Consider the following 20,398-nt stretch of genomic DNA (forward strand, 5'->3'; position numbering starts at 1 on the left):
CGTCGTTATTCTACAGCAATCACCTTAAAAACTATTAAATAAATAATTAAAAAGGATTAATAGTCATGGCCGGTTTTAGAGCTGCGGCGAATTCGAGTAAATCATTAATGGTTGTTAATGTTCTTTTAATCCGAATTTTAGAATGTCTTGGTATTGTTGTTCAGTGATAATTATTCTCACTTAACTTATTAAGGAGGTGACATGCTGGATGACAGTAACGGTGAATCGTGTCTGCGCGAGTGCTCTTTTAATGTTAACGCTATTCATTGCATGCTTTTCGCAGCAAGTACGGGCGCAACAAGAAGATACGCTGAAAGAGAAGGTTGTCCAGACCGCTCGATTTATTAACACCATCCCCGTCGAATACTCATTAGGGGTTGATAAAAACGGGGAAGTGCTTAACTGGGGTGAATATAAAGAAGCGAAGATTTATGTGGGAAGAGCAAAAGCAGAATTGAAATCCATTCGTTCCTCGTTATCGGAAATCGACAAGGATGCGACGATCAAAGTGACAGAAGGTCTTGATGATCTCACGCAAAAAATAAATGATCGGCACGAGCCGAAACATATCGCCGACTTATCGGCCGAACTATCCGCGGAGCTTCTGAATATTGTCGGTCTGTCTCAAAGCAAGGGAGAAAATGCGGCAGCGACAATGGAAGAGATAAACGCTTCGTTAGATCGCGTTTATGTAACCTATCAGCAAGGTGATATCGAAGCGGCACTGACAGAAGCTCTGAACGCTTACGCCTTGTTTGGACCATTGGAATCGAAGGTTGCAGCACAAGATAAGAAGCTGCTCATTCAATCCGAACTCAAGTTTGCATCCATCAGGGAACTGATCAGTTCAAAGGCTAGCCTAGCTAATCTGCAAACTGAAATCGAAGCTTTAAAAGGCGATCTCCAGAGCGTTAACAAATTGCTTGCCGCACCCGCGAACCCGATTTCATTATTTATCGATTCGCTGCTCATTATGTTGCGTGAAGGCTTGGAAGCGATTTTGGTAATCGGAGCCTTAACTTCATTCCTCATTAAAGCGGGTCATCGAAACAAGTTAAAGAGTATTTATTGGGGAGCCGGAGGAGCAATTGCAGCAAGTTTGCTCACAGCTCTTCTATTACAAACCTTCCTTTCCGTTAGCGGGGCAAGCCGGGAAGCGATGGAAGGATTTACGATGATCGCAGCTGCAGCGGTTCTCATGTGGGTTAGCTTCTGGTTGGCTCGCAAGGCTAAGGCATCACGATGGAAGCAATTCGTAGAAGGCAGAATGAAGCATTCCATTGCAACGGGCAGTTTGTTTACTCTTGGCATGACCGCTTTCTTGGCCGTATATCGGGAAGGCTTTGAGACGATTCTCTTTTATCAAGCTCTATTCGCGATGAGCGGTTCCGATTCGGTTGTTGCAAGCGGTTTAGCTGGAGGCTTGTTATTTCTCGGGATTGTTTACTATGCCTTCAACCGTTATGCGGTAAAAATCCCGTTGAAGCCTTACTTTCTAGCGACAAGCATCTTATTAACCGTGCTGGCCTTCCGATTCTTGGGGTATGGCATTCGCGAGTTGCAGTTTGCCGGTTCCCTTCGCTCAACGGAGATTCATGGCATGCCCGAAATGAATGTGTTAGGCATCTATCCAACGGTAGAGGTGATCGCAGCACAGAGCGGATTACTGATGTTTCTATTGCTAGGTTTCATTATTCATGTAAGAAATAAATTTCAAGGAGAGCGTAAACATGTTGCATAAAAAACAGTTCGTGGTCGTACTCTTGTTGTCTCTAGTTATCTTGTTGCTTGCCGGATGCGGTTCCAAAGAAGGAGCGAATTCGAATTCCTCGCATCCTGAATCAACTGAAGCGGCAGCAGGTAATATGCCAGCTAATAACGCCAGCGCAGAAGTCGTTGACGCAGCGGCAGGTCCAGCAGATGTAGCAATCGGGAAGGAAAACAAGTTTGGCACTGAATTCGCTTTTGTTTATATACCGGTTGCAAAGGATGTTCACCCGGCAGCTTATCATGGCATGCCAGGAGACAAAGAGGCGGATATTCACCTTGAAGGTGACTTTCATGCCATTGAAGATAATAAATGGGGGTTTGCGCCTGGAGACTGGATCCCGGGCATGAAAGTCACCTACGAAGCCGTAAATCAACAAACGGGAGATAAGCTATCAGGGCAGCTTTATCCGATGACAGCCGGTGATGGTCCTCACTACGGGTTAAATGTCAAAATGCCAAGTGAAGGCACCTATGATTTTACTTTCTGGGTGGAGCTGGATACGGACAACTTTGCATATCATGATGTGGAAGAATGGTGGACGAAACAAGAGTTTAAGTATTCAGCTGACTTTAAGAGACAATAATCGACATGCGGGCCACCCCTAAGGGGTGGCTTTCTGCTAAATGAATTCGTAAATAGTCAATATTTCACGGAGGATAGGGTCGATATTCCTCTTGGAAATGGTGCTGGCTTGCGTTATAGTGGTTAGAATGATAATGATTATCATTCTAAATGAGTGAGTTTGAGAGGGAAATGCAATGCGTGTGCTATTGGTTGAGGATGAGACGAAGGTTGCCCGCTTTATTTCACAAGGGTTGAAAGAGCATCACTATGTTGTCGATGTGGCAAGCGACGGTGAGATGGCTTCTGAGCTTGTTTATATGGAAGAGTATGATTTGATCATCGTTGACATTATGATACCGAAGAAAAACGGGCTTCGGCTGATTCGGGAATTGAGGTCGAACGGAACGAACACACCGATTCTGGTACTCAGTGCCAAAAATTCCGTTGGCGATAAAGTAGAGGGGCTCGATACGGGAGCGGACGATTTTATGACAAAACCGTTTGCTTTCTCGGAGTTGCTAGCCCGAATGAGGTGTTTGTTACGACGAAAGACGGAGAGTGCAGCCCCTCTTCTACAAGTATCGGACTTGACGTTGAATCCTTCCACGAGAGAAGTGATGCGGGGCGGGCGCCCTATTGGCATTTCCAACAAGGAATATGCGATTTTGGAATTTATGATGAGAAATGCAGGCAGGATCCTGTCCCGAACCTTAATTCTTGAACATGTTTGGATGGATGCATACAATACGGGGACGAATGTTGTGGATGTTTATATTAACCATCTGCGGAATAAAATCGACAAAGACTTCGATTTGAAGATGATCCATACCGTTTACAGCGTAGGTTATGTACTTAGAGGAGAAGAATGACTAGCATGCGTTTTTTTAAAAGTATCGGCTGGAAGATCGCAATCTGGCATTCGATCATCTTCATGTTCATTTTATCTCTCTTTAGCGGTTTGCTATATATGATATTTTCCGATTCGCTAACCGATGAAGTGGATTCGATGCTTGCTCGAAAAGGGGACATGATTGCCTATTGCATTGAGCGCGGGCGTCCGTCTTCTGAAATCGAGAACTATATGAATGGATTGCCTGTTTCGAGCGGGATTGAGAAAGAAGAGATGTACTGGCAAGTCGAAGACGGCCAGGGGAACGTTATTGCAGCCTCGCAGAATCTGCATGGAGAGCGCATTAGCGTTTCGGAAACGTTGGAGAAGACGGAAAACCGTATTATCAGATGGGATCCCGAATTGAACGGCATTCCGCTTCGCGCCATGTCCCTCCCGCTGATCACCCATCAAAAAACAACCTATCGAATTACGGTGGCTGCTAACGACAGGATCAAGCATTTTGCCATTGAGCAGCTGCGAAACATGACCATCTTCTGCGTCATCGGATTCTTAGGCATTGCAATCGTGATGGGATGGCTTGTCTCAAGAAAAACCTTGCAGCCGATTCAGACCATCATTACCGCAGCGAATCAAATGACAGCCACGAGTTTGCATGAGAGACTGCCCATTGAAGGACCGGAAGACGAATTGCAGATGTTGGCCAAAACGATGAACGGGATGATTGACCGATTAGAAGTCTCCTTTGCCCGCATTCAGCAGTTCACTTCCGACGTTTCCCATGAGCTCCGCACTTCATTAACGATTATGCGCGGTGAAGTGGATGTAGCATTAAGCAAAGACAGAACAGCAGAAGAGTACAGGCAGGTGCTCCTCTCCGTTTTGGAAGAGGTTATCTATCTGTCCGACATGGTCGAGAAATTTTTATCCATGTCTACAGAAACCTCGAATGCTAAACAGATCACGCTAAAAGCAATTGACGGAAACGCAATGTTCGACTATCTCCGGAATCGTTTTCTGCCTATGATCGAGAACAAACGAATGGAGCTGCATGTGCGGACCGCCGAATCCTTAATCCTCCATGGTGATGAAGATCTGCTGCGAAGCTTGTTTGTTAATCTGATTGAAAATGCCATCAAGTACACCCCTGAGGGTGGAACAGTGGTTATTCACGCGAAGAACAAAGGGGAATTCGCCCAAATCCAAGTGATGGATAACGGGATTGGGATTCCCGAACAGCATGTGCCCTTTATATTTGAGCGTTTCTATCGGGTGGATGATTCCAGAACAAGAAGCCAAGGCGGAACAGGGTTGGGTCTATCATTGTGTAAATGGATTGCAGAGGTTCACAAAGGAACTATTGAAGTTCATAGCAAGCCAGAGCAAGGGACTACCGTGACTGTATCATTATAAGACCTTCGAGCCGTAGACATGAAGACATAAATAGAGGTTGATCCGTTAGCTGCATAACCTGACGGATCAACCTCTTTATTTGAGTACAGACGATTATGCAAGTAGTTTCTCGAAGATCAAGACATTGAAACCGTCAATTATAGCAGGCTCCTTCTGCTGATACCCGTTATTCTCAAATAGCTTCTGTGCGCCGAGTTGATTCTCGAGGGTATCCAGGTAGAGACTGCGAATCCCAAGCTGTCTTGCTTTCTGCTCCAAATTCGATAGAATTTGTTGGCCATAGCCTTTTTTCTGGAAACTCGGATGTACACGGAGACGTTTGATTTCTGCTTTTCCTTCTTCAAGAATTTTCAACCCGCCCATGGCCAAAACGACGCCGTCTTTACCGGTGCCGACAAGAAATTCCCCGCCGGTCGCCAAGTACTGCTCAGGAATATGAAGGATGTCGTGATAATGCTGATGGGTAGGCTCGACATTTGCTTCCGAGATGACTAATAAATGAATTCGCCAAAGATCATCCGTATCCAGTGTAGAGTAAGGCCGAATTGTAATCATAGGTACTACCTCCTTTGCGTCATGTATGTAATATAATCTAACATTAAACTCGTGACAAATAAGCCTTTCTTATATTTGATTATAGAAATTTATATAATTGGTTTATGAGTGGGATGCGCGTTGTACACGTACGATTTAATCAAAATTCGCTTTATTATTCGTCTATTAGAGATTGAATGAAATCTATATTACACATATTTTACAGTTCTTATTGAAATATAAGATAATATAAAGTACAGTAGAAAGAGATAATTTGCGTAAGAAAACATGACATTAATTCAATATTATTGTATAGATCGAATACAGATCTGTAGTAATGCGTTAATTTGTGTAAGGTTTTCTACGATGGATCCTATCTTCAGCTGGATTGCGGGGTAATTAAGCATGGGGAAACAAAAGCTTGTTTTAATAGGTAATGGAATGGCGGGAGTGCGCTGTGTGGAAGAAATTTTGGCGCTGGCGCCGGATCGATTCGAGATTACGATTTTTGGCAAAGAACCTCATCCGAATTATAACCGTATTATGCTCTCCAAGGTGCTGCAAGGCGACACGGCCATAAGTGACATTACCATCAATGATTGGCAGTGGTACCAGGATAATGGGATCACGCTTTATACGGGCGATCCGGTGACCAGGATTGATACAGTCAAGCGAAGAGTGCTCAGCGAAAAAGGGCGTTCGGTTGAATACGATCAGCTGATTATCGCTACCGGCTCGCTGCCGTTCATGCTTCCTCTTCCTGGCGCTGACAAGCAGGGCGTAACGGCTTTTCGCGATATTAATGACTGCAACCGTATGCTGGAAGCTTCAAAATTGTACAAAAGAGCGGTCGTGATCGGCGGCGGACTGCTTGGATTAGAGGCGGCCCGCGGCTTGCTCAACCTCGGTATGGAGGTTCATGTCGTTCATATTTTCAATTATTTGATGAACCGCCAGCTTACCCCGACATCAGCAGGCATGCTGCGCAAAGAGCTGGAGATGCAAGGCATGCGTTTCCATATGGGAAAACAAACGGAAAAAATCATCGGTAAAAAACGGGCGGAAGGGCTTCAATTCAAGGACGGAAGCAAATTGGAAGCCGATTTAGTCGTCATCGCGGTCGGCGTTCGCCCGAACATCAAGCTGGCGGCGGATAGCGGTATCGAGACCAATCGTGCGATCGTCGTTAATGATTTTATGGAAACGAATGTGCCCGGCGTATTCGCGGTCGGGGAATGTGCGGAGCATCGCAATATGGTGTACGGTCTTGTAGCGCCATTATATGAGCAGGGTAAAGTGCTGGCTAAGAAAATCTGCGCGATCGAGACGGAGGGCTACGAAGGTTCGATTCTCTATTCCCAATTGAAGGTGTCGGGCGTAGAGGTGTTTTCCGCTGGGGAGATCCGCGATTCCGAAATCACGGCCTCTCATAAAGTGATTGATGGCGTACGAAATACTTATAAGAAAATCGCCATTCGCGACAATAAAATCGTAGGAGCGGTGCTTTTCGGCGACAGCAGCGAAGGCAATAAGCTGCTCGGCTATATTAAGCAGCAGGCGGATGTATCCGAACTGGATAAACCGGCTGTGAGCGGCGGTGTGGATGAAGCCTATGCCGCTTCTATATCGCTTACTGCAACCGTGTGCTCCTGTAATGGCGTAACTAAAGGAGCGATAATGGATGCGGTTCGCGACAACGGCTGCGAATCGGTCGAAGACGTTCGCGCATGTACGCGCGCTTCGGGCACATGCGGCGGCTGCAAGCCGCTCGTATCCGCGATGCTGCAGCTAGCGCTCCAGAGCAAAGATTCGGCTTCCGTGCAGAAGGAGACCGTGTGCGGATGTACCGCATTCAGCCATGATGAACTACGCCAAGCGGTGCGCCGGACAAGATATAGGACTGCATATGAAGTTATGAAAGATTTGCGCTGGAGTAAGGAGAATGGATGCGATGTGTGTCGTTCGGCCTTGCGCTACTATGTCGGTTTAGCGCTGGAAGGCAGTGAGGACACTCGCGCTAAATTGGAAGAGGAGTCTCCAGCTGCTATAAGCCTGCACGCTGATAACATGGTTACTATCGCGCCTCGCATGTATGGCGGTGTTACAAGCTCTGAACAGTTAAGGCAAATCGCGGATGTAATTGATCAATATGGCATTCCATTAGTGAAATTGAGCAACGGGACACATATAGAGCTGCTTGGCATTGAAGCAAGCCAAGCGGATTCAGCCCGTGCGTCGCTTGGGCAGCCCGCTGCGTTGTCGATCAGCTATGGCAAAACCGTAGCATCCGTTGCCACCTGTACAGGTATTGGTTATGACGGCAGCGCTATGCAGGATTCCGTTCGATTGGGCATCCTTCTTGAGAGAAGCCTCGAGCATTTGCAGCTGCCGTGTCAAGTTAGCATTGCGGTTTCGGCTAGTCCCTTGCACCGTGCGGGTACGCTTGCTAAGGATCTTGGCATTGCCGGAGCTCCTGGAGGCTGGGAGATCTATGTTGGGGGGAGCGGCGGGACCAAGCTTCGTCAAGGCGAGCTGTTGTGCATGGAGCCATCGGAGGAGACGGTACTCGAGTTATCTGCGGCTTTTCTGCAGTGGTATCGGGAAGAAGCTCATTACGGCGAAACGACTGCCCGGTGGGTGGAGCGGATCGGTATTACCCAACTTCGGGAAGGGCTGTTCAATCTCGTTATTCGCTCAGAGTTGATCGCTAGATTCAATCTTGTTACGACAGCTTCAGAGCCGAATCATATCATTACGCAGCCGGTGGCTGCTTTAATAAGGTGAGCCTATGAGTTTAAAAGTGATAGATACCCAATGCCCGTTCTGCAGCGTGCAGTGTAAAATGCAAGTGATCGAAGAGAAGAGCTCCGCCGATGCGCGTCCGGTATATACCGTTGTTCCGAAGCCCAATCTTGCCTCTGAAGGCCGTCTTTGTATGAAAGGCATGAATGCCTACCAACATGTACTGACCGGTGAACGTATACGTTACCCTTTGATGAAGAAAGAGGGGCAATTTGTCCGCATTTCATGGGAAGAAGCGTATGCTTGCATTACGAGCAAATTTAACAAGCTTCGGGATTCGTATGGCAAGGACACGATCGGTCTATACGGAGGCGGATCTCTTACGAATGAATCCGCCTATCTCTTAGGGAAATTCGCGCGCGTGGCGCTGAAGACCAAATATATCGATTACAACGGGAGATTCTGCATGTCGGCAGCCGCTTCTGCGGGCGTCAAAGTATTTGGCATCGACCGTGGCTTGACGAACCAACTGGCTGATATCGAATACGCCGAGTGCATCATACTGGCAGGTACGAATATAGCAGAGTGCCAACCGACGCTTATGCCTTATTTTACTAGAGCGAAAGAGAAGGGAGCCTCTATCATCGCCATTGACCCTAGGGAGACAGGCACGACGCGCATCGCGGATCTGCATTTACGGGTGAAGCCCGGAATGGATGCGACTTTGGCTAACGGCATGCTGAAGGTACTTGTTGAAGAAGGGTTAATCGATCAAACCTTTGTGAACCGGCTTACGGTTGGCTTTGACGAGCTGAGAACGCATCTGGAAGAATTCGATCTGGCAGAGATTGCTGAATTATCGGGTGTTCCTGCTGAAAAAATTCGTCAGGCCGCACTGGCTTACGGCAAAGCGGCCACGGGCATGGTTTTCACGGCTAGAGGCGTTGAGCAGCAGACCGATGGACATATGGCGGTTCGTAATTTCCTAAACCTCGTGCTGCTGACAGGAAAAATCGGCAAACAGGGCTGCGGATACGGCGCGATCACCGGACAGGGAAACGGTCAGGGAGGAAGAGAGCATGGGCAAAAGGCGGATCAGCTGCCGGGCTACCGTCTTATTGAAAATCCGGAGGACCGTGCTTATGTGGCCGGCGTGTGGGGGATAGATCCCAGTGAGCTTCCGGGGAAAGGCGTCTCCGCCTATGAGATTATGCAGAACATACATGAGCAGGAAATTCGCGCCCTGTTCGTAATGGGCTCCAATCCGCTTGTATCCAATCCGAACGCTAACTTCGTTAAAGAGGGTCTGAAGAAGCTCGATTTTCTTGTCGTTGCGGACTTTCTTATGTCTGAGACAGCACAATTAGCAGATTTGATTTTGCCGGTAACCGCTTATTTAGAAAATGGAGGAACGCTTACCAACCTTGAAGGACGCGTGTTGTTGAGAGAAGCGGGCATGCCTGCGCCGGGTGAAGCCAAGCATGATTGGCAGATCCTATGTGAATTGGCTGAAAAACTAAGTAGAGGCTCTTTTTTCAACTTTACAGAAGTTGAAGACATTTTCAATGAGCTGCGATTGGCAAGTCGCGGAGGGACAGCCGATTACTACGGCATTACTTATGAACGTTTGCGTGAGGAAGAAGGTGTCTACTGGCCTTGTCCGGAACTCGATCATCCGGGTGAGAAGCGATTATTTGCATCCGCATTTCCGATGCCGGGAGGGAGAGCGTTGCTGACAACAGTGGAGAACCATTTGCCAAAGGAACGGGTTAGCGACGAATTTCCGTTGTATCTAACGACAGGCCGAGTGCTTACTCACTACCTGACTGGCGTGCAGACAAGAAAAAGCCATTCTTTGGTAGCGCGCGATGTTGAATCCTTTATGGAGATCCACCCGAAAACAGCGAAGAAGTATCGTATTGAGGATGCGACGCTAGTGAAGCTGGAGTCCAGACGAGGCATCATCTATGTACGCAGCAGGTTTAGCAGCGATATTCGGGAAGATACCGTATTCGTGCCGATGCACTGGGGCGATAGCCAGAATGTAAATAAACTCACCCTTGATGAACTCGATCCGACCTGCCGAATGCCAGGTTTTAAAGTGTGTGCGTTGAAGGTGAGTCCATTAGTTTCCGAAGTTTAAGCAAGCTGCTCTCTCTGTCAGAGGGGGCGGTTTTTTTGTTGCTATAGGCCCAGTAAGACAATGGTATGTTTTTACTAATTATAAAGTCAATGTAAATCATGATATCGATTTTTAAGACTATTTGAACGTTCTAAATATGGATGGTGAGGCATCTCTTATTGTGTAGCATCATTAATCACAATTAAAGGGGGATGAGTGATGCGGTTTCGGCAAGGCGATGCTATTTTTATTTTAAATCATTCCTTGTTTTCAAAAACGGTTGCTTCTTTCGGGAAGAGTAAATATTCCCATGTAGGCATGGTCATTGAAGACGCAGATGGGGATATTGTACATATGGTAGAAGCTAAACCTTTTTATAAAATACGCACAAGGCGCTACTCCTTGCAAAATCAAGAATATGGTTGCTATCGGATAGGAGGTGGCCAGTCCCAAAGATTGAAACTAGCGGTTGCGTATGCCAAGCAGAAGATTGGGATGCAGTATGATTACTGGCAATTTATTAATCTATTTTCTCATGTCGTTTTCAACAAAAACCGGGCATTGAATCTAAACAAAAAATGGATCTGCACGTCGTTAATGGACATTTGTTATTTTCATGCAGGGATCAAACGGAAAGATACAAAGGATATTGGTAATATTACGCTAGAGGAATTATTAACGAAATATGATTTTGAAAAAGTGGAATCGTCATAACGACCATCAAGTATTGCAATGGAGGGGAGTTTTAATGAAGGAACTTCATCCAATTGGTTGGTATGCGGCACGAATCTCCCCCCGTTTACCGGAAGAGGCGTTTAAACCGGTCCCTGCTCGCCTCATGATTGGATTATATGATTTGTATCTATGGATCTGTTTGATCATTGCTCTTCTACTAGGAGCGGGTTTTGCGGGAATGGGAATCCTGGGACACGAGATTTTACATCAGACAGTCGTAAGACAACCTTGGCTTCAAGAATGGCTTGGTGCGATCGCTTTCTTTCCTTTCATCATAGGACCGAAGCTCTGGCGAAAGTGGCATAATGCAACCCATCACGTTCATACTCAAAAGAACGAGCAAGATCCTGATTCATTACCTACATTGGAAAAACTCGATAAAAGCCGCTTCTTGAGAAAAGCTTACCTGCTTCCATCGATTGTCCGGTCATGTATTAGTTTTAGTTATCTGATGATTGGGTTCAACGTCCACTCCAGCCGGATGTTCGTTCGTTTTATGAAGCAATTTAATCGTGCGAGTCAACTAAGGGTTTGGTTACAGTTCATTGTTCCTTGGGCAACATGGATTACCTTGCTATTCTTAATGGGATTTGAAAAATGGTTTTTTGCATTTTTGCTTCCCCTATTCATTGGCAACTTTATATTGATGGCTTATATCTCAACAAACCATTTTTTAAACCCGTATGTTCCCGTTAATGATCCATTGGCTAACAGCCTTACCGTAACCGTCCCGAAGTGGGTGGATGTTCTTCATTTTAACTTCTCCTATCATACGGAGCATCATATATTCCCCGGTATTAGTTCAAAGTACTACCCGCTTGTGAAACAACATATTAAAACGATGTGGCCAGATCAATACCATGAGATGCCAATGGGTCAAGCGTTAAAGGCCCTTTGGGAAACCCCTAGAATCTACTATAAGTACAATGAGTTGATCGACCCTAGAGAAAATCATGTCTACGGCTCTTTGGGAAATGGCTTAGATCCGGCTTATATCCGATATCGAAAAATAATTCTTGAAAAAGAAGAGGAAAGTTCTGAATAGAACCGTGGAGGCCCTCCCATTTCGGGAGGTCTAAGTTTTTTTGGGGGACTGGAAGGCATAACAGGCTGTTGGCCGTTGAAACTTATTACATTTGGCTTCGTACTGAGAAAAGGGTTGTAAATAATTGGAGGTGGCTCATGAAGGCTATTGTATGCACAAGTTACGGATTACCGGATGTGCTTCAACTTGCGGAGGTTAGTAAACCAAGTCCGAAGAATAACGAAGTGCTAATAAAAATTCATGCGACAACTGTCTCGGCTGGCGATATTAGGGTTCGTACCTTTAATAGTCCTTTACTGTTTTGGCTGCCCATGAAGATTGTCTTGGGCTTTAGAAAGCCAAGACAACCAATACTTGGGGTAGAGCTGTGCGGAGTTATTGAAGAAATAGGCAAAGACGTAAAACGCTTCAAAAAGGGTGATCAAGTTTTTGCATTAACAGGTATGAAATTTGGTGGTTATGCCGAGTACACCTGTCTATCGGAGAACAGCGTTTTGGTCTTAAAACCGAAGAACATGACATACGAAGAAGCCGTTGCAATTCCTTTTGGAGGAACCTCGGCATTGTATTTCCTTAGAAAAGGGAGTATCCAACAAGGACAAAAAGTACTTATTTATGGGGCTTCAGGTTCGGTCGGCTCATCTGCGGTTCAGCTTGCCAAGCACTTTGGTGCGGCAGTTACAGGTGTTTGCAGTACGCAAAATATGGAACTGGTGAATTCTTTAGGAGCCGACCGATTGATCGATTACACGAAAGATGATTTTGCGGATGGAAGTGAACAATATGATATCATCTTCGATGCAGTTGGAAAGATCTCAAAAGCGAAATGCAAAGGAGCTTTAACTCCTAACGGTAAGTTTGTGACCGTGGATGGGCAGGGAATTGCAAAGGTTCGCAGTGAAGATTTACTTTTCCTCAGAGAGCTAGTTGAAATGGGGGCAATCAAGTCCGTCATAGATAGACACTACCCATTAGAACAAGTTCCCGAGGCTCATAGATATGTGGAGAAAGGGCGCAAGAAGGGAAATGTTGTTATTAACATTACAAATTAGCTAAAAATAGCCAAGGTGTGATTCGCATTCCGGTAAAGTATGAACGTGGTGTCGGTTGACAGGAACAATGTCCGAATTAAGTCCGCGGAAAACGCGGGCTTTTTTGTTATTAGATCAAGTTCCTGTCATTTGGCGATGACAAGTGCATGATCCAATTCCACGGACAGTTTAACGCAGCAGCTAATAGGAAAAATTGGGCGGTTCGTTCACGGATTACGTCAACACGTATCGCGGGCAGGATAGCTTAATCACTTCGCGAATATTTGAAGAGAGGCTAATTTGAAGAGTAAGCGAAAAAGGGGATCTGTAATGAGTAATTTCTTCGATGACTTTCAAACTATCTCTGTTAATTCTAGAGGTTACATCATCTATAAGAGTGACGGCTCATTTCAGTACAAAGAAGATGCAGCTCCGTCGTCCTGTAGGGTCATTGATAGTAATGTTTTATACCATTTGATACTTAATTACTGTCAGGCAAAACTTGACCAGTTTTCCAAGACGACAAGTAATAATCAAGTCTATGCCTACGTCCTTTATGTTGATCCAAACTATGGCGACATCATGATTTACATAAATACCAAAGAAGCATGGAATTCCTATCTCGAACGATGGCAACAGGACCCCAAGAGAAAAGAATGGCGACGAGAATGGCAAAAGTATCACGGCATTGGGAGCTTTAAATACAAGATCCATGAAGAATTACCCGAACCCTTAAACAGTTATATGGAGCTATATCTTCGAATCTATGATGGACAAGGGAAACCACGGTTTAATCAAGACGTAGCAATAAAAAATGAGGTGTTCGAAGGGGAATTGGTTTCTATCGCAGAACGTGTCATTAATACGTTGAAGCCATTCAATATGCTTAACAAATCAGAAGATTTTGTTGCTTATGTATCCGATCATGACAGACAGTATTTTGATCGCACGGTTGATCATGAAACCTATTATAAACACGTAAAATTATCTTATGAATTGTAGATTCACGCAGCTTAGAATAACATCGTGCTAATTTAGAGGTGAATTTATTGAAGAAGATCTTTCGTATTAGTTTGCTGACCATCGTAATGATCCTAGCTGTCCTGTTCATATATGACTACTTCACCGTTTCAAAAAAGGAAGCAAGACAAATCGCTGAACGGTATATAGCTAGCGAGTCGTTTAAATGGAAAGTTGGATCGATTAGTCGTGAACGGGAAGCTTGGGTTGTTTACTTATCTCCTTTAGAATCGGCAAATGAAATAACGTGGCTCATTATCAATAATCGGACTGGTTCCATTCAAAAAATAACTCAGCCTATGAAGGAATAAGATTGAGTAACCGGGTACAAGAACATCCGAAAGGATGAACTCAATGGTAATCAATTGGATTCTGATATCGATCTGTGCGTTTCTTATTTTTAGATTATTCAGCTTCTACACAAAGACCTACTGGAAAAACGATATGTGGATTGCAATATCTCAGGGTTTTGTTATTTCTCTTATTTTGTCCTTTATGATGCATTAAGCTAACGGGTCAGGGTGATTTAACTCTTTGTATTACTCGACTCTACTTAGAGGTGTGACAATATGGAGCTAATTTTGACAAATGATTTGGTTAAACGCATTGAGTTTTCCGATTTTGAAGTGATGCTCGGACGTATGAATGCAATCCGCAGCCGTTGTGGCAACCCGTATCAAGTCGAGATAAAAAAATATGGACAATCTACAGCTTTATCAGCCAGAGGGCTTCCGAATGATTTCAATAAATTGTGGTGTTTTGAGCCGTCCGACTTGCCCTTTCTGGATCAAATTGTCGAGTTTTTCGATTCCCGAAATCCTGATTTCAAAATTGATCTCATCCCGACAAGTATCTCTGAAGAAATGACATTAAAGCTCAACCAAAAGGGATTTTTTCAGGAAGGGTTTCATACAGCCTTATATACAACTACGCCAACCTTACTTGAAACGGAGATGTCTTCTGTTAAAATCCTGGAAGTACGAGACGTCGAAGTTCAATTATTTAGTGAAACCTTTTGTAAGTCGTTAGAGTTGCCACCCACTATTGCAGAAAATGGAGAATCCTTCTCTTATCTGCAACAAGACCCTAGTTGGTCGTTATATCTTGGATTCATTGGAGATAAGCCTGCAGGATTTTCAATGATGTACATTGCAAATGATGGGGTAGCTTGTCTGGCAATGGCAGGAACAATTCCGGAATACAGGGGAAACGGTCTGCAACAAGCCATGCTAGATAGGCGGTTAAAGGACGCCAAGACCAAAGGGTGTGATTTAATCGTTGCACAATGTGAGTATGGTACAACTTCATTTCGAAACTTGCAGAGGTCAGGATTTAGGATTGCTTTCACTAAGTCTGTATGGAAACGTCAAATCTTGGCATGAATACTTGCTATTTTCAATTTCCAGTATGTGAAAACCGCTCTCAGAAAGAGAGCGGTTTTTCTATGGTCCAAAATCAACGTATTCAATGCCTATTGGCTAAAGTTCACATAGTAATCGTAATCGTTGTGGTTTATGATAGATAGGAATATTTACTAGAACAATGAAGTGCAGGTGCAGGCAAATGATCCTTTTCGACTATATTGTTAATTTATCGATTTTTTCACTCTTGATTAGCACCCCCTTAGTCATTCGTTCCTTCATGGATCATAAGCCGCTCAAGCAATCGAATCTTTGGATAGGTCTTTATGGAGGCATAGTTTCCGTTATCCTTGTCATGCTGTCCGTTAAGCAGCAAGGCTATTCATACGATATCCGATATGCGCCTGTCATTCTGGTTTTTGCCTATATGGGACCCGTTGCCGGATTCATTACCGGTATCTTTGCGTTGTTAATAAGGCTTCTTTCAAGCGGGAATTGGCCCCCGGCCATAATTGGTTGGGCATTAATTATGTTTGTTTTCACCGTCATGCATATATGGATAAGAAATCGTATGACACCGCTGAAAAGAAGCGCGGCTTTTTTAGGCACCTATCTTGTGCTCTATGTTTTCATCCTCTTTACGTTCCGAATTTTAGTCGATAAGCCGATCTTTCATCTTCAATATGTGTTGTTTGTCTTATTAGGAGTAATTATTGGGGGCTTACTTATTGAATCCCATGAGCGGCTTCATCGGATTATTAGAGAACGAAATAATATGGAGAAGACGCTGGAAGCAAGTGAATCCAAATATCGACTAATTGCTAATCATACATCAGACCTCATCATGGTGATGGACAAAGATTACTCAGGCAGCTATTTTTCTCCTTCCCACGAGCTCGTTCTAGGGTACCAAAACCATGAATTGAAAGGTAGAGCACTATGCAGCATTATCAATCCGGACGATGAGGTCAAGTTTAAAAGCATGATCGAGAAGATGTTTGAAAATAAGGAAATTAACACTTCGATGGAAATCCGATTCAAACATAAAGAAGGCCATTGGATCGCGTTCGAGTCCTTATGCAGACCGGTTAAGGCAGAAAGCAAAGGGATCGAACATATCGTCATGATTAGCCGAGATATCTCGGAGCGCAAGAAAGCGGAAGAAATCCTGTTGCAATCGGAGAAGCTATCCGTTATTGGAGAGTTAGCGGCGGGAGTGGCGCATGAAATAAGAAATCCCCTTACGACTATTAAAGGCTTTTTACAGATTTATAACAAGGAAAATCATGCAGTCAAGTACGGTGATCTGCTCCTGGATGAGCTGGAACGCATCGAAACCATTACTAGCGAGCTCCTCTCTATGGCAAAGCCTCAAGCGGTTAAGCTTACCCGTACGGATGTAAAAGCATTGATTGAATATACGGTAGAGTTTTTGACTCCCCAGACCAATTTGATCAATATTGAGTTAAAACGCAGTTATGAAGAAACCGCTTTCCCTATTATGTGCGACAAAAATCAATTAAAGCAGGTTTTTCTCAATATATTAAAGAACGCCATAGAAGCTATGCCAAACGGCGGGGAGATTTACATTAGCCTGCGAAAAGAAGCTGATGGCGAATGTCTGATTGCCGTACAAGATCAAGGATGCGGGATTCCGGATGAACTGATTCACCGTTTAGGACAGCCATTTTATAGTTTAAAAGAGAAGGGCACCGGCCTTGGGCTCATGATTTGTCATAAGATTATCAAACAGCATCACGGCAGCATTACGTATTCAAGCAAAGTAAATGAAGGCACTTTAATTGAGATTAGACTGCCGCTGGAAAGCACAGTCGGGTGATCAAAGAGCGGAAGATACAAACAAGGAGCAGTTTGCGGCGGCAACTGTTCCTTTTTTTTTGGCTTTGTTTGACTATGTTGTTGATTTTCTAGTAAGCTGACGGGCAGTTTAGTGGAACAATTTGCTTATATCGCTAGCAATGATGAAAACGAGTCCATGCACAATCATTTTGTACTTGAGATATTTGGAAAGAGCTGGGGGATCAGGGATTCGATTAATGTTACTCGCAGACATGCAGAAGACCACCCTCAATAATTTGATGGTGGTTGGCTGTCTTTATTGATTCAAAAATAAGAGAGTAGGACACTTTCAAATGAAGAATGATCAGATCGCTATTCACTCGCTAATTATGAAAAACAAAGATAACAATCAACAAGTTAAACGATTTCAAGAGATAACCGGAACTGAAAAAATATTGATCAAAAACCGAGAAGCTGTTTGTTTTAAGATCGATAATGCCATGACGATTTATTGTTTATATATTAAAAAAGGCTTATTGGGCTGGTATGTAAGAGGGGCATACGACTTTGAAGGGAAAGATCAGTTCCGGCCTCGTTCATTATTATTTTCTAACGTTAGAAAAAAGTCTGTTGCTGCATGGGATTTATGACAACAACCATGTTCGTTATATTCAAATTGACGATGAACAACCTGAAACCTTGAACCTTGATGCGAATAAGGTGTTTTCATTTATGATTGTGAGTAAGAAGCCGGGGATCATTCAGGGGTTTGGAAAAGATGGACAGCGTATTCTAGAAGAAAGCATAGCCAATGATAGAATCTCGAAATTCTTTTGATAGCTAACGTGACACGATAGTTCTATAAATGTAACACGATTGAAATCCTATCTTCATCTCAGTTTAATGAAGTGCGTCTATAATAAATCTCAACCCCCTTTAATAAATATAACTTAGACCCACAGCCCGTTGCTGTGGGTCTCTTTTTTATTGAAGTAACTTGGCAGTTTAGTTTCAGTACATGGTATTATTAGAATTAAAAAAGCAACAAGGATTCGAATTTATTCAAAACAAAGGTGAAATCAACGATTATGAAGACTATTTTACTTAAAGGTGTTATTACATCACTTGTTGTTCCTACGATTGTATTTTTAATTTTAAAAGGCATTGAAGTATATACAGGAATTAGAAACAATGCACAGAAAGATGAATCCGATTTTCAATATCACGATACAACATTCACAGTTTTCTGGTTTCAATTTGGACTGATGCATTTCGTAACCCTAAGTATTCTAGTTTTCATCTGTTTCATGATTATTGTTTATGCAGTGAAAGTAATAAGTCGTTTGTTGAATTAACGGGACAAGATTGTTGAATGAACGGTTGCTTCGGCAGCCGTTTTCTTAAACAACTTATGGTCAATTTTCTTCGAAGGATCTGTGATACAATTCGAATATATCAGTATAAGGAGACTTAAGATGAATATGGAAAAACAAGTGAACGAATTGCCGGATTTGGATTCCACCTATGAAATCACGGTCGACCAAATTGCAGAATATCGGAAAAATGGGCATGTCATGATCCGCCAAGCGGCGAAATCTGATGAAATTAAGGTGTATGAGCCGATCTTTACCCATTGGGTCAAAGAATTGAACTATCATGACAAGCCGGTAGAGGAACGTGATACCTACGGGAAAGCGTTTATTCAGATTGGAAACCTATGGTTGAAAAGTGAGCAAATTAAACGGTTCGTAACGGCCAAACGGTTCGCCAAAATCGCGGCGCAATTGATGGGAGTCAAAGCTGTACGCCTTTATCATGACCAAGCGCTGTTCAAAGAGCCGGGCGGGGGCCATACTCCATGGCACCAAGATCAAATTTACTGGCCGTTCAATACAGATAAAATGATAACGATGTGGATGCCTCTTGTACCGATTTCTGAACAAATCGGATCGATGACTTTCGCTTCCGGGTCCCAAAAGATGGGGTATATCAGCAAATTGGTGATTTCCGATGAGTCACACCGTTCAATGGCGGAATACATAGAGGGCAAAGGGTTTGAAAAAGTGACGTACGGCGCGATGGCTGCCGGCGACGCTACTTTTCATGCCGGATGGACTTTGCACAGCGCGCCGGGCAATCCTACGGATACGCTGCGGAAAGTGATGACCGTCATCTACGTGGCAGACGATGCGGTCATCGTAGAGCCGGACAGCAATGCTCGTCGCAGCGATTTAGCAGGCTGTTTGCCTGGGCAGAAGCCCGGCGAAACGCCATGCAGCCCGCTCAATCCGTTACTGTACAGCGAAGACTGGGAAGCCTAATTGACTTCTATTGGTAAAGGGAGCCTTTTAGCTATTTTCACATGGATACAGGCTCAAGAAATGCTTTAATCTTATTAGGAGTATCGCGCTTACGGGTACGATACCGTAACTTAGCAGGCTGCCGACTTTTGGCAGCCTGCTTCAGTTACCGGGCAGAATAGCTGAATTGTTTACAAGGACCAAGCAGGTAATCGCCTGCTTTTTGCGAAAGGGAGAGAAGGGATTTATTAGATGTACTAGAATATTTTAGTGGAAGGAGGTTGGGGGATGGAGTTAACTTTTCATCAGAAGAAACAATTGATTGAGCAAGGCTATGTGAAGGTACCGGGCGTCGTTCCGAAAATTATGATTCAAGAAACGATGAAGGCGATCAACCATTCCATTGGCAGAGGAATCCCGGAGAACCATAACGGCGCTAACTATTGCAGGGAGCTGGAGAGCAAACCGTTCATCACAGACATGTTTAACCGCACGTCGGCCAAAACGATCATCGATTCGCTGGTCGGGGAAGATGCCTACCATAGGATCGGTATGGGGCAGATCGCACTGCGATTCCCGACTTATATGGATGATCCGCCTGATGACCTCGGGGCGCATCTGGACGGCGTCCTCCGCGTAAAGGAGAGCATTGCGCAAAACTTCACGGCGCTCGTCGGCGTCATTCTGAGCGATCAAACCGAGCCTGGGCAAGGGAATTTCACGGTATATCCTGGCACGCACAAGCTGTACGAGCAATACTTCCGGGAGCACGGCGCGGAAGTATTGTTTCGTGACGAGGGATTTCGCACAAAGCATCGTTCGGATAACGTTCCGTTACCGAAGCCAGTGCAGATTACTGGCGAGCCGGGTGATCTGATCATTACGCATTACCAGCTGGTTCACGCAGGGGGCATCAACCTATCTGAGCGAATCCGATATTCGGTTTATTTTCGGGTAGACCATAAAGAACGTCGGAACGATTGGCAAACGCCGCTAGTCGATATGTGGAGCCATTGGCCCGGACTGCGGACTGCGCTTGCTAAAATAACATCATAGTCACGGATCTGGCAGCTGCTTGCTGCCTGATCCTTTTTTTTATTACGAAGTAAC

At 44.5% G+C, this 20,398-nt stretch carries 16 protein-coding genes; 15 read left to right on the forward strand and 1 reads right to left on the reverse strand.

From position 1 onward, the window contains the following. Positions 1–208: 208 nt before the first annotated feature. The 4 genes from DL346_RS01985 to DL346_RS02000 all read left to right on the forward strand — a co-directional run bounded on the left by DL346_RS01985 (position 209) and on the right by DL346_RS02000 (position 4,598). Positions 209–1,741 (forward strand): FTR1 family iron permease, encoded by a 1,533-nt coding sequence (locus DL346_RS01985; RefSeq protein ID WP_112880414.1) that lies wholly within the window; start codon positions 209–211, stop codon positions 1,739–1,741. Next, positions 1,731–2,354 carry an iron transporter gene (locus DL346_RS01990; protein ID WP_112880415.1) on the forward strand — a complete coding sequence of 208 codons (624 nt, stop codon included), beginning with the start codon at positions 1,731–1,733 and terminating at the stop codon, positions 2,352–2,354. Before DL346_RS01985 ends, DL346_RS01990 begins: the two co-directional genes overlap by 11 nt. Before the next feature lie 175 nt (positions 2,355–2,529). Then, complete coding sequence (locus DL346_RS01995; protein ID WP_112880416.1) at positions 2,530–3,204, forward strand: response regulator transcription factor; 675 nt, start codon at positions 2,530–2,532, stop codon at positions 3,202–3,204. A 5-nt stretch (positions 3,205–3,209) separates the two neighbouring features. Further along, positions 3,210–4,598, forward strand: coding sequence for an ATP-binding protein (locus DL346_RS02000; RefSeq protein ID WP_112880417.1), 1,389 nt, complete (start codon positions 3,210–3,212; stop codon positions 4,596–4,598). 93 nt (positions 4,599–4,691) lie between these two features. On the opposite strand, the gene DL346_RS02005 is transcribed toward DL346_RS02000, so the two are convergent. Beyond that, complete coding sequence (locus DL346_RS02005) at positions 4,692–5,153, reverse strand: GNAT family N-acetyltransferase (protein ID WP_112880418.1); 462 nt, start codon at positions 5,151–5,153, stop codon at positions 4,692–4,694. A gap of 384 nt (positions 5,154–5,537) precedes the next feature. Here DL346_RS02005 and nirB point away from each other — a divergent pair, with 384 nt between their 5' ends. The 11 genes from nirB to DL346_RS02070 all read left to right on the forward strand — a co-directional run bounded on the left by nirB (position 5,538) and on the right by DL346_RS02070 (position 20,344). Beyond that, entirely contained in the window at positions 5,538–7,916 is a 2,379-nt protein-coding gene (gene nirB, locus DL346_RS02010) for a nitrite reductase large subunit NirB (protein ID WP_112880419.1), read from the forward strand. Positions 7,917–7,920: 4 nt separating this feature from the next. Further along, the gene (nasC, locus tag DL346_RS02015; protein ID WP_112880420.1) at positions 7,921–10,017 is read left to right on the forward strand and encodes an assimilatory nitrate reductase catalytic subunit NasC; all 2,097 of its coding nucleotides are present in this window, start codon (positions 7,921–7,923) and stop codon (positions 10,015–10,017) included. Between the two features lie 198 nt (positions 10,018–10,215). After that, entirely contained in the window at positions 10,216–10,710 is a 495-nt protein-coding gene (locus DL346_RS02020; RefSeq protein ID WP_112880421.1) for a YiiX/YebB-like N1pC/P60 family cysteine hydrolase, read from the forward strand. A gap of 34 nt (positions 10,711–10,744) precedes the next feature. Continuing rightward, positions 10,745–11,776, forward strand: a complete 1,032-nt coding sequence (gene desB, locus DL346_RS02025; protein ID WP_112880422.1) for a Delta(10) desaturase DesB — start codon at positions 10,745–10,747, stop codon at positions 11,774–11,776. A 137-nt stretch (positions 11,777–11,913) separates the two neighbouring features. Continuing rightward, entirely contained in the window at positions 11,914–12,828 is a 915-nt protein-coding gene (locus DL346_RS02030; RefSeq protein WP_112880423.1) for an NAD(P)-dependent alcohol dehydrogenase, read from the forward strand. 309 nt (positions 12,829–13,137) lie between these two features. Then, positions 13,138–13,809 (forward strand): hypothetical protein, encoded by a 672-nt coding sequence (locus DL346_RS02035; RefSeq protein WP_112880424.1) that lies wholly within the window; start codon positions 13,138–13,140, stop codon positions 13,807–13,809. 587 nt (positions 13,810–14,396) lie between these two features. Then, positions 14,397–15,209, forward strand: a complete 813-nt coding sequence (locus tag DL346_RS02045; RefSeq protein WP_112880426.1) for a GNAT family N-acetyltransferase — start codon at positions 14,397–14,399, stop codon at positions 15,207–15,209. 181 nt (positions 15,210–15,390) lie between these two features. Further along, positions 15,391–17,028: an ATP-binding protein gene (locus DL346_RS02050; protein ID WP_112880427.1), complete on the forward strand. Its 1,638-nt coding sequence runs from the start codon at positions 15,391–15,393 to the stop codon at positions 17,026–17,028. A gap of 527 nt (positions 17,029–17,555) precedes the next feature. Continuing rightward, positions 17,556–17,825 carry a hypothetical protein gene (locus tag DL346_RS02055; protein WP_112880428.1) on the forward strand — a complete coding sequence of 90 codons (270 nt, stop codon included), beginning with the start codon at positions 17,556–17,558 and terminating at the stop codon, positions 17,823–17,825. A gap of 638 nt (positions 17,826–18,463) precedes the next feature. Further along, positions 18,464–19,309, forward strand: coding sequence for a phytanoyl-CoA dioxygenase family protein (locus DL346_RS02065; protein ID WP_240632995.1), 846 nt, complete (start codon positions 18,464–18,466; stop codon positions 19,307–19,309). A gap of 267 nt (positions 19,310–19,576) precedes the next feature. Next, the gene (locus tag DL346_RS02070) at positions 19,577–20,344 is read left to right on the forward strand and encodes a phytanoyl-CoA dioxygenase family protein (RefSeq protein ID WP_112880430.1); all 768 of its coding nucleotides are present in this window, start codon (positions 19,577–19,579) and stop codon (positions 20,342–20,344) included. The last annotated feature ends 54 nt before the right edge of the window (positions 20,345–20,398 follow it).

The sequence above is a fragment of the Paenibacillus montanisoli genome (assembly GCF_003268025.1).
Taxonomy (GTDB): Bacteria; Bacillota; Bacilli; order Paenibacillales; family Paenibacillaceae; genus Paenibacillus_Z; species Paenibacillus_Z montanisoli.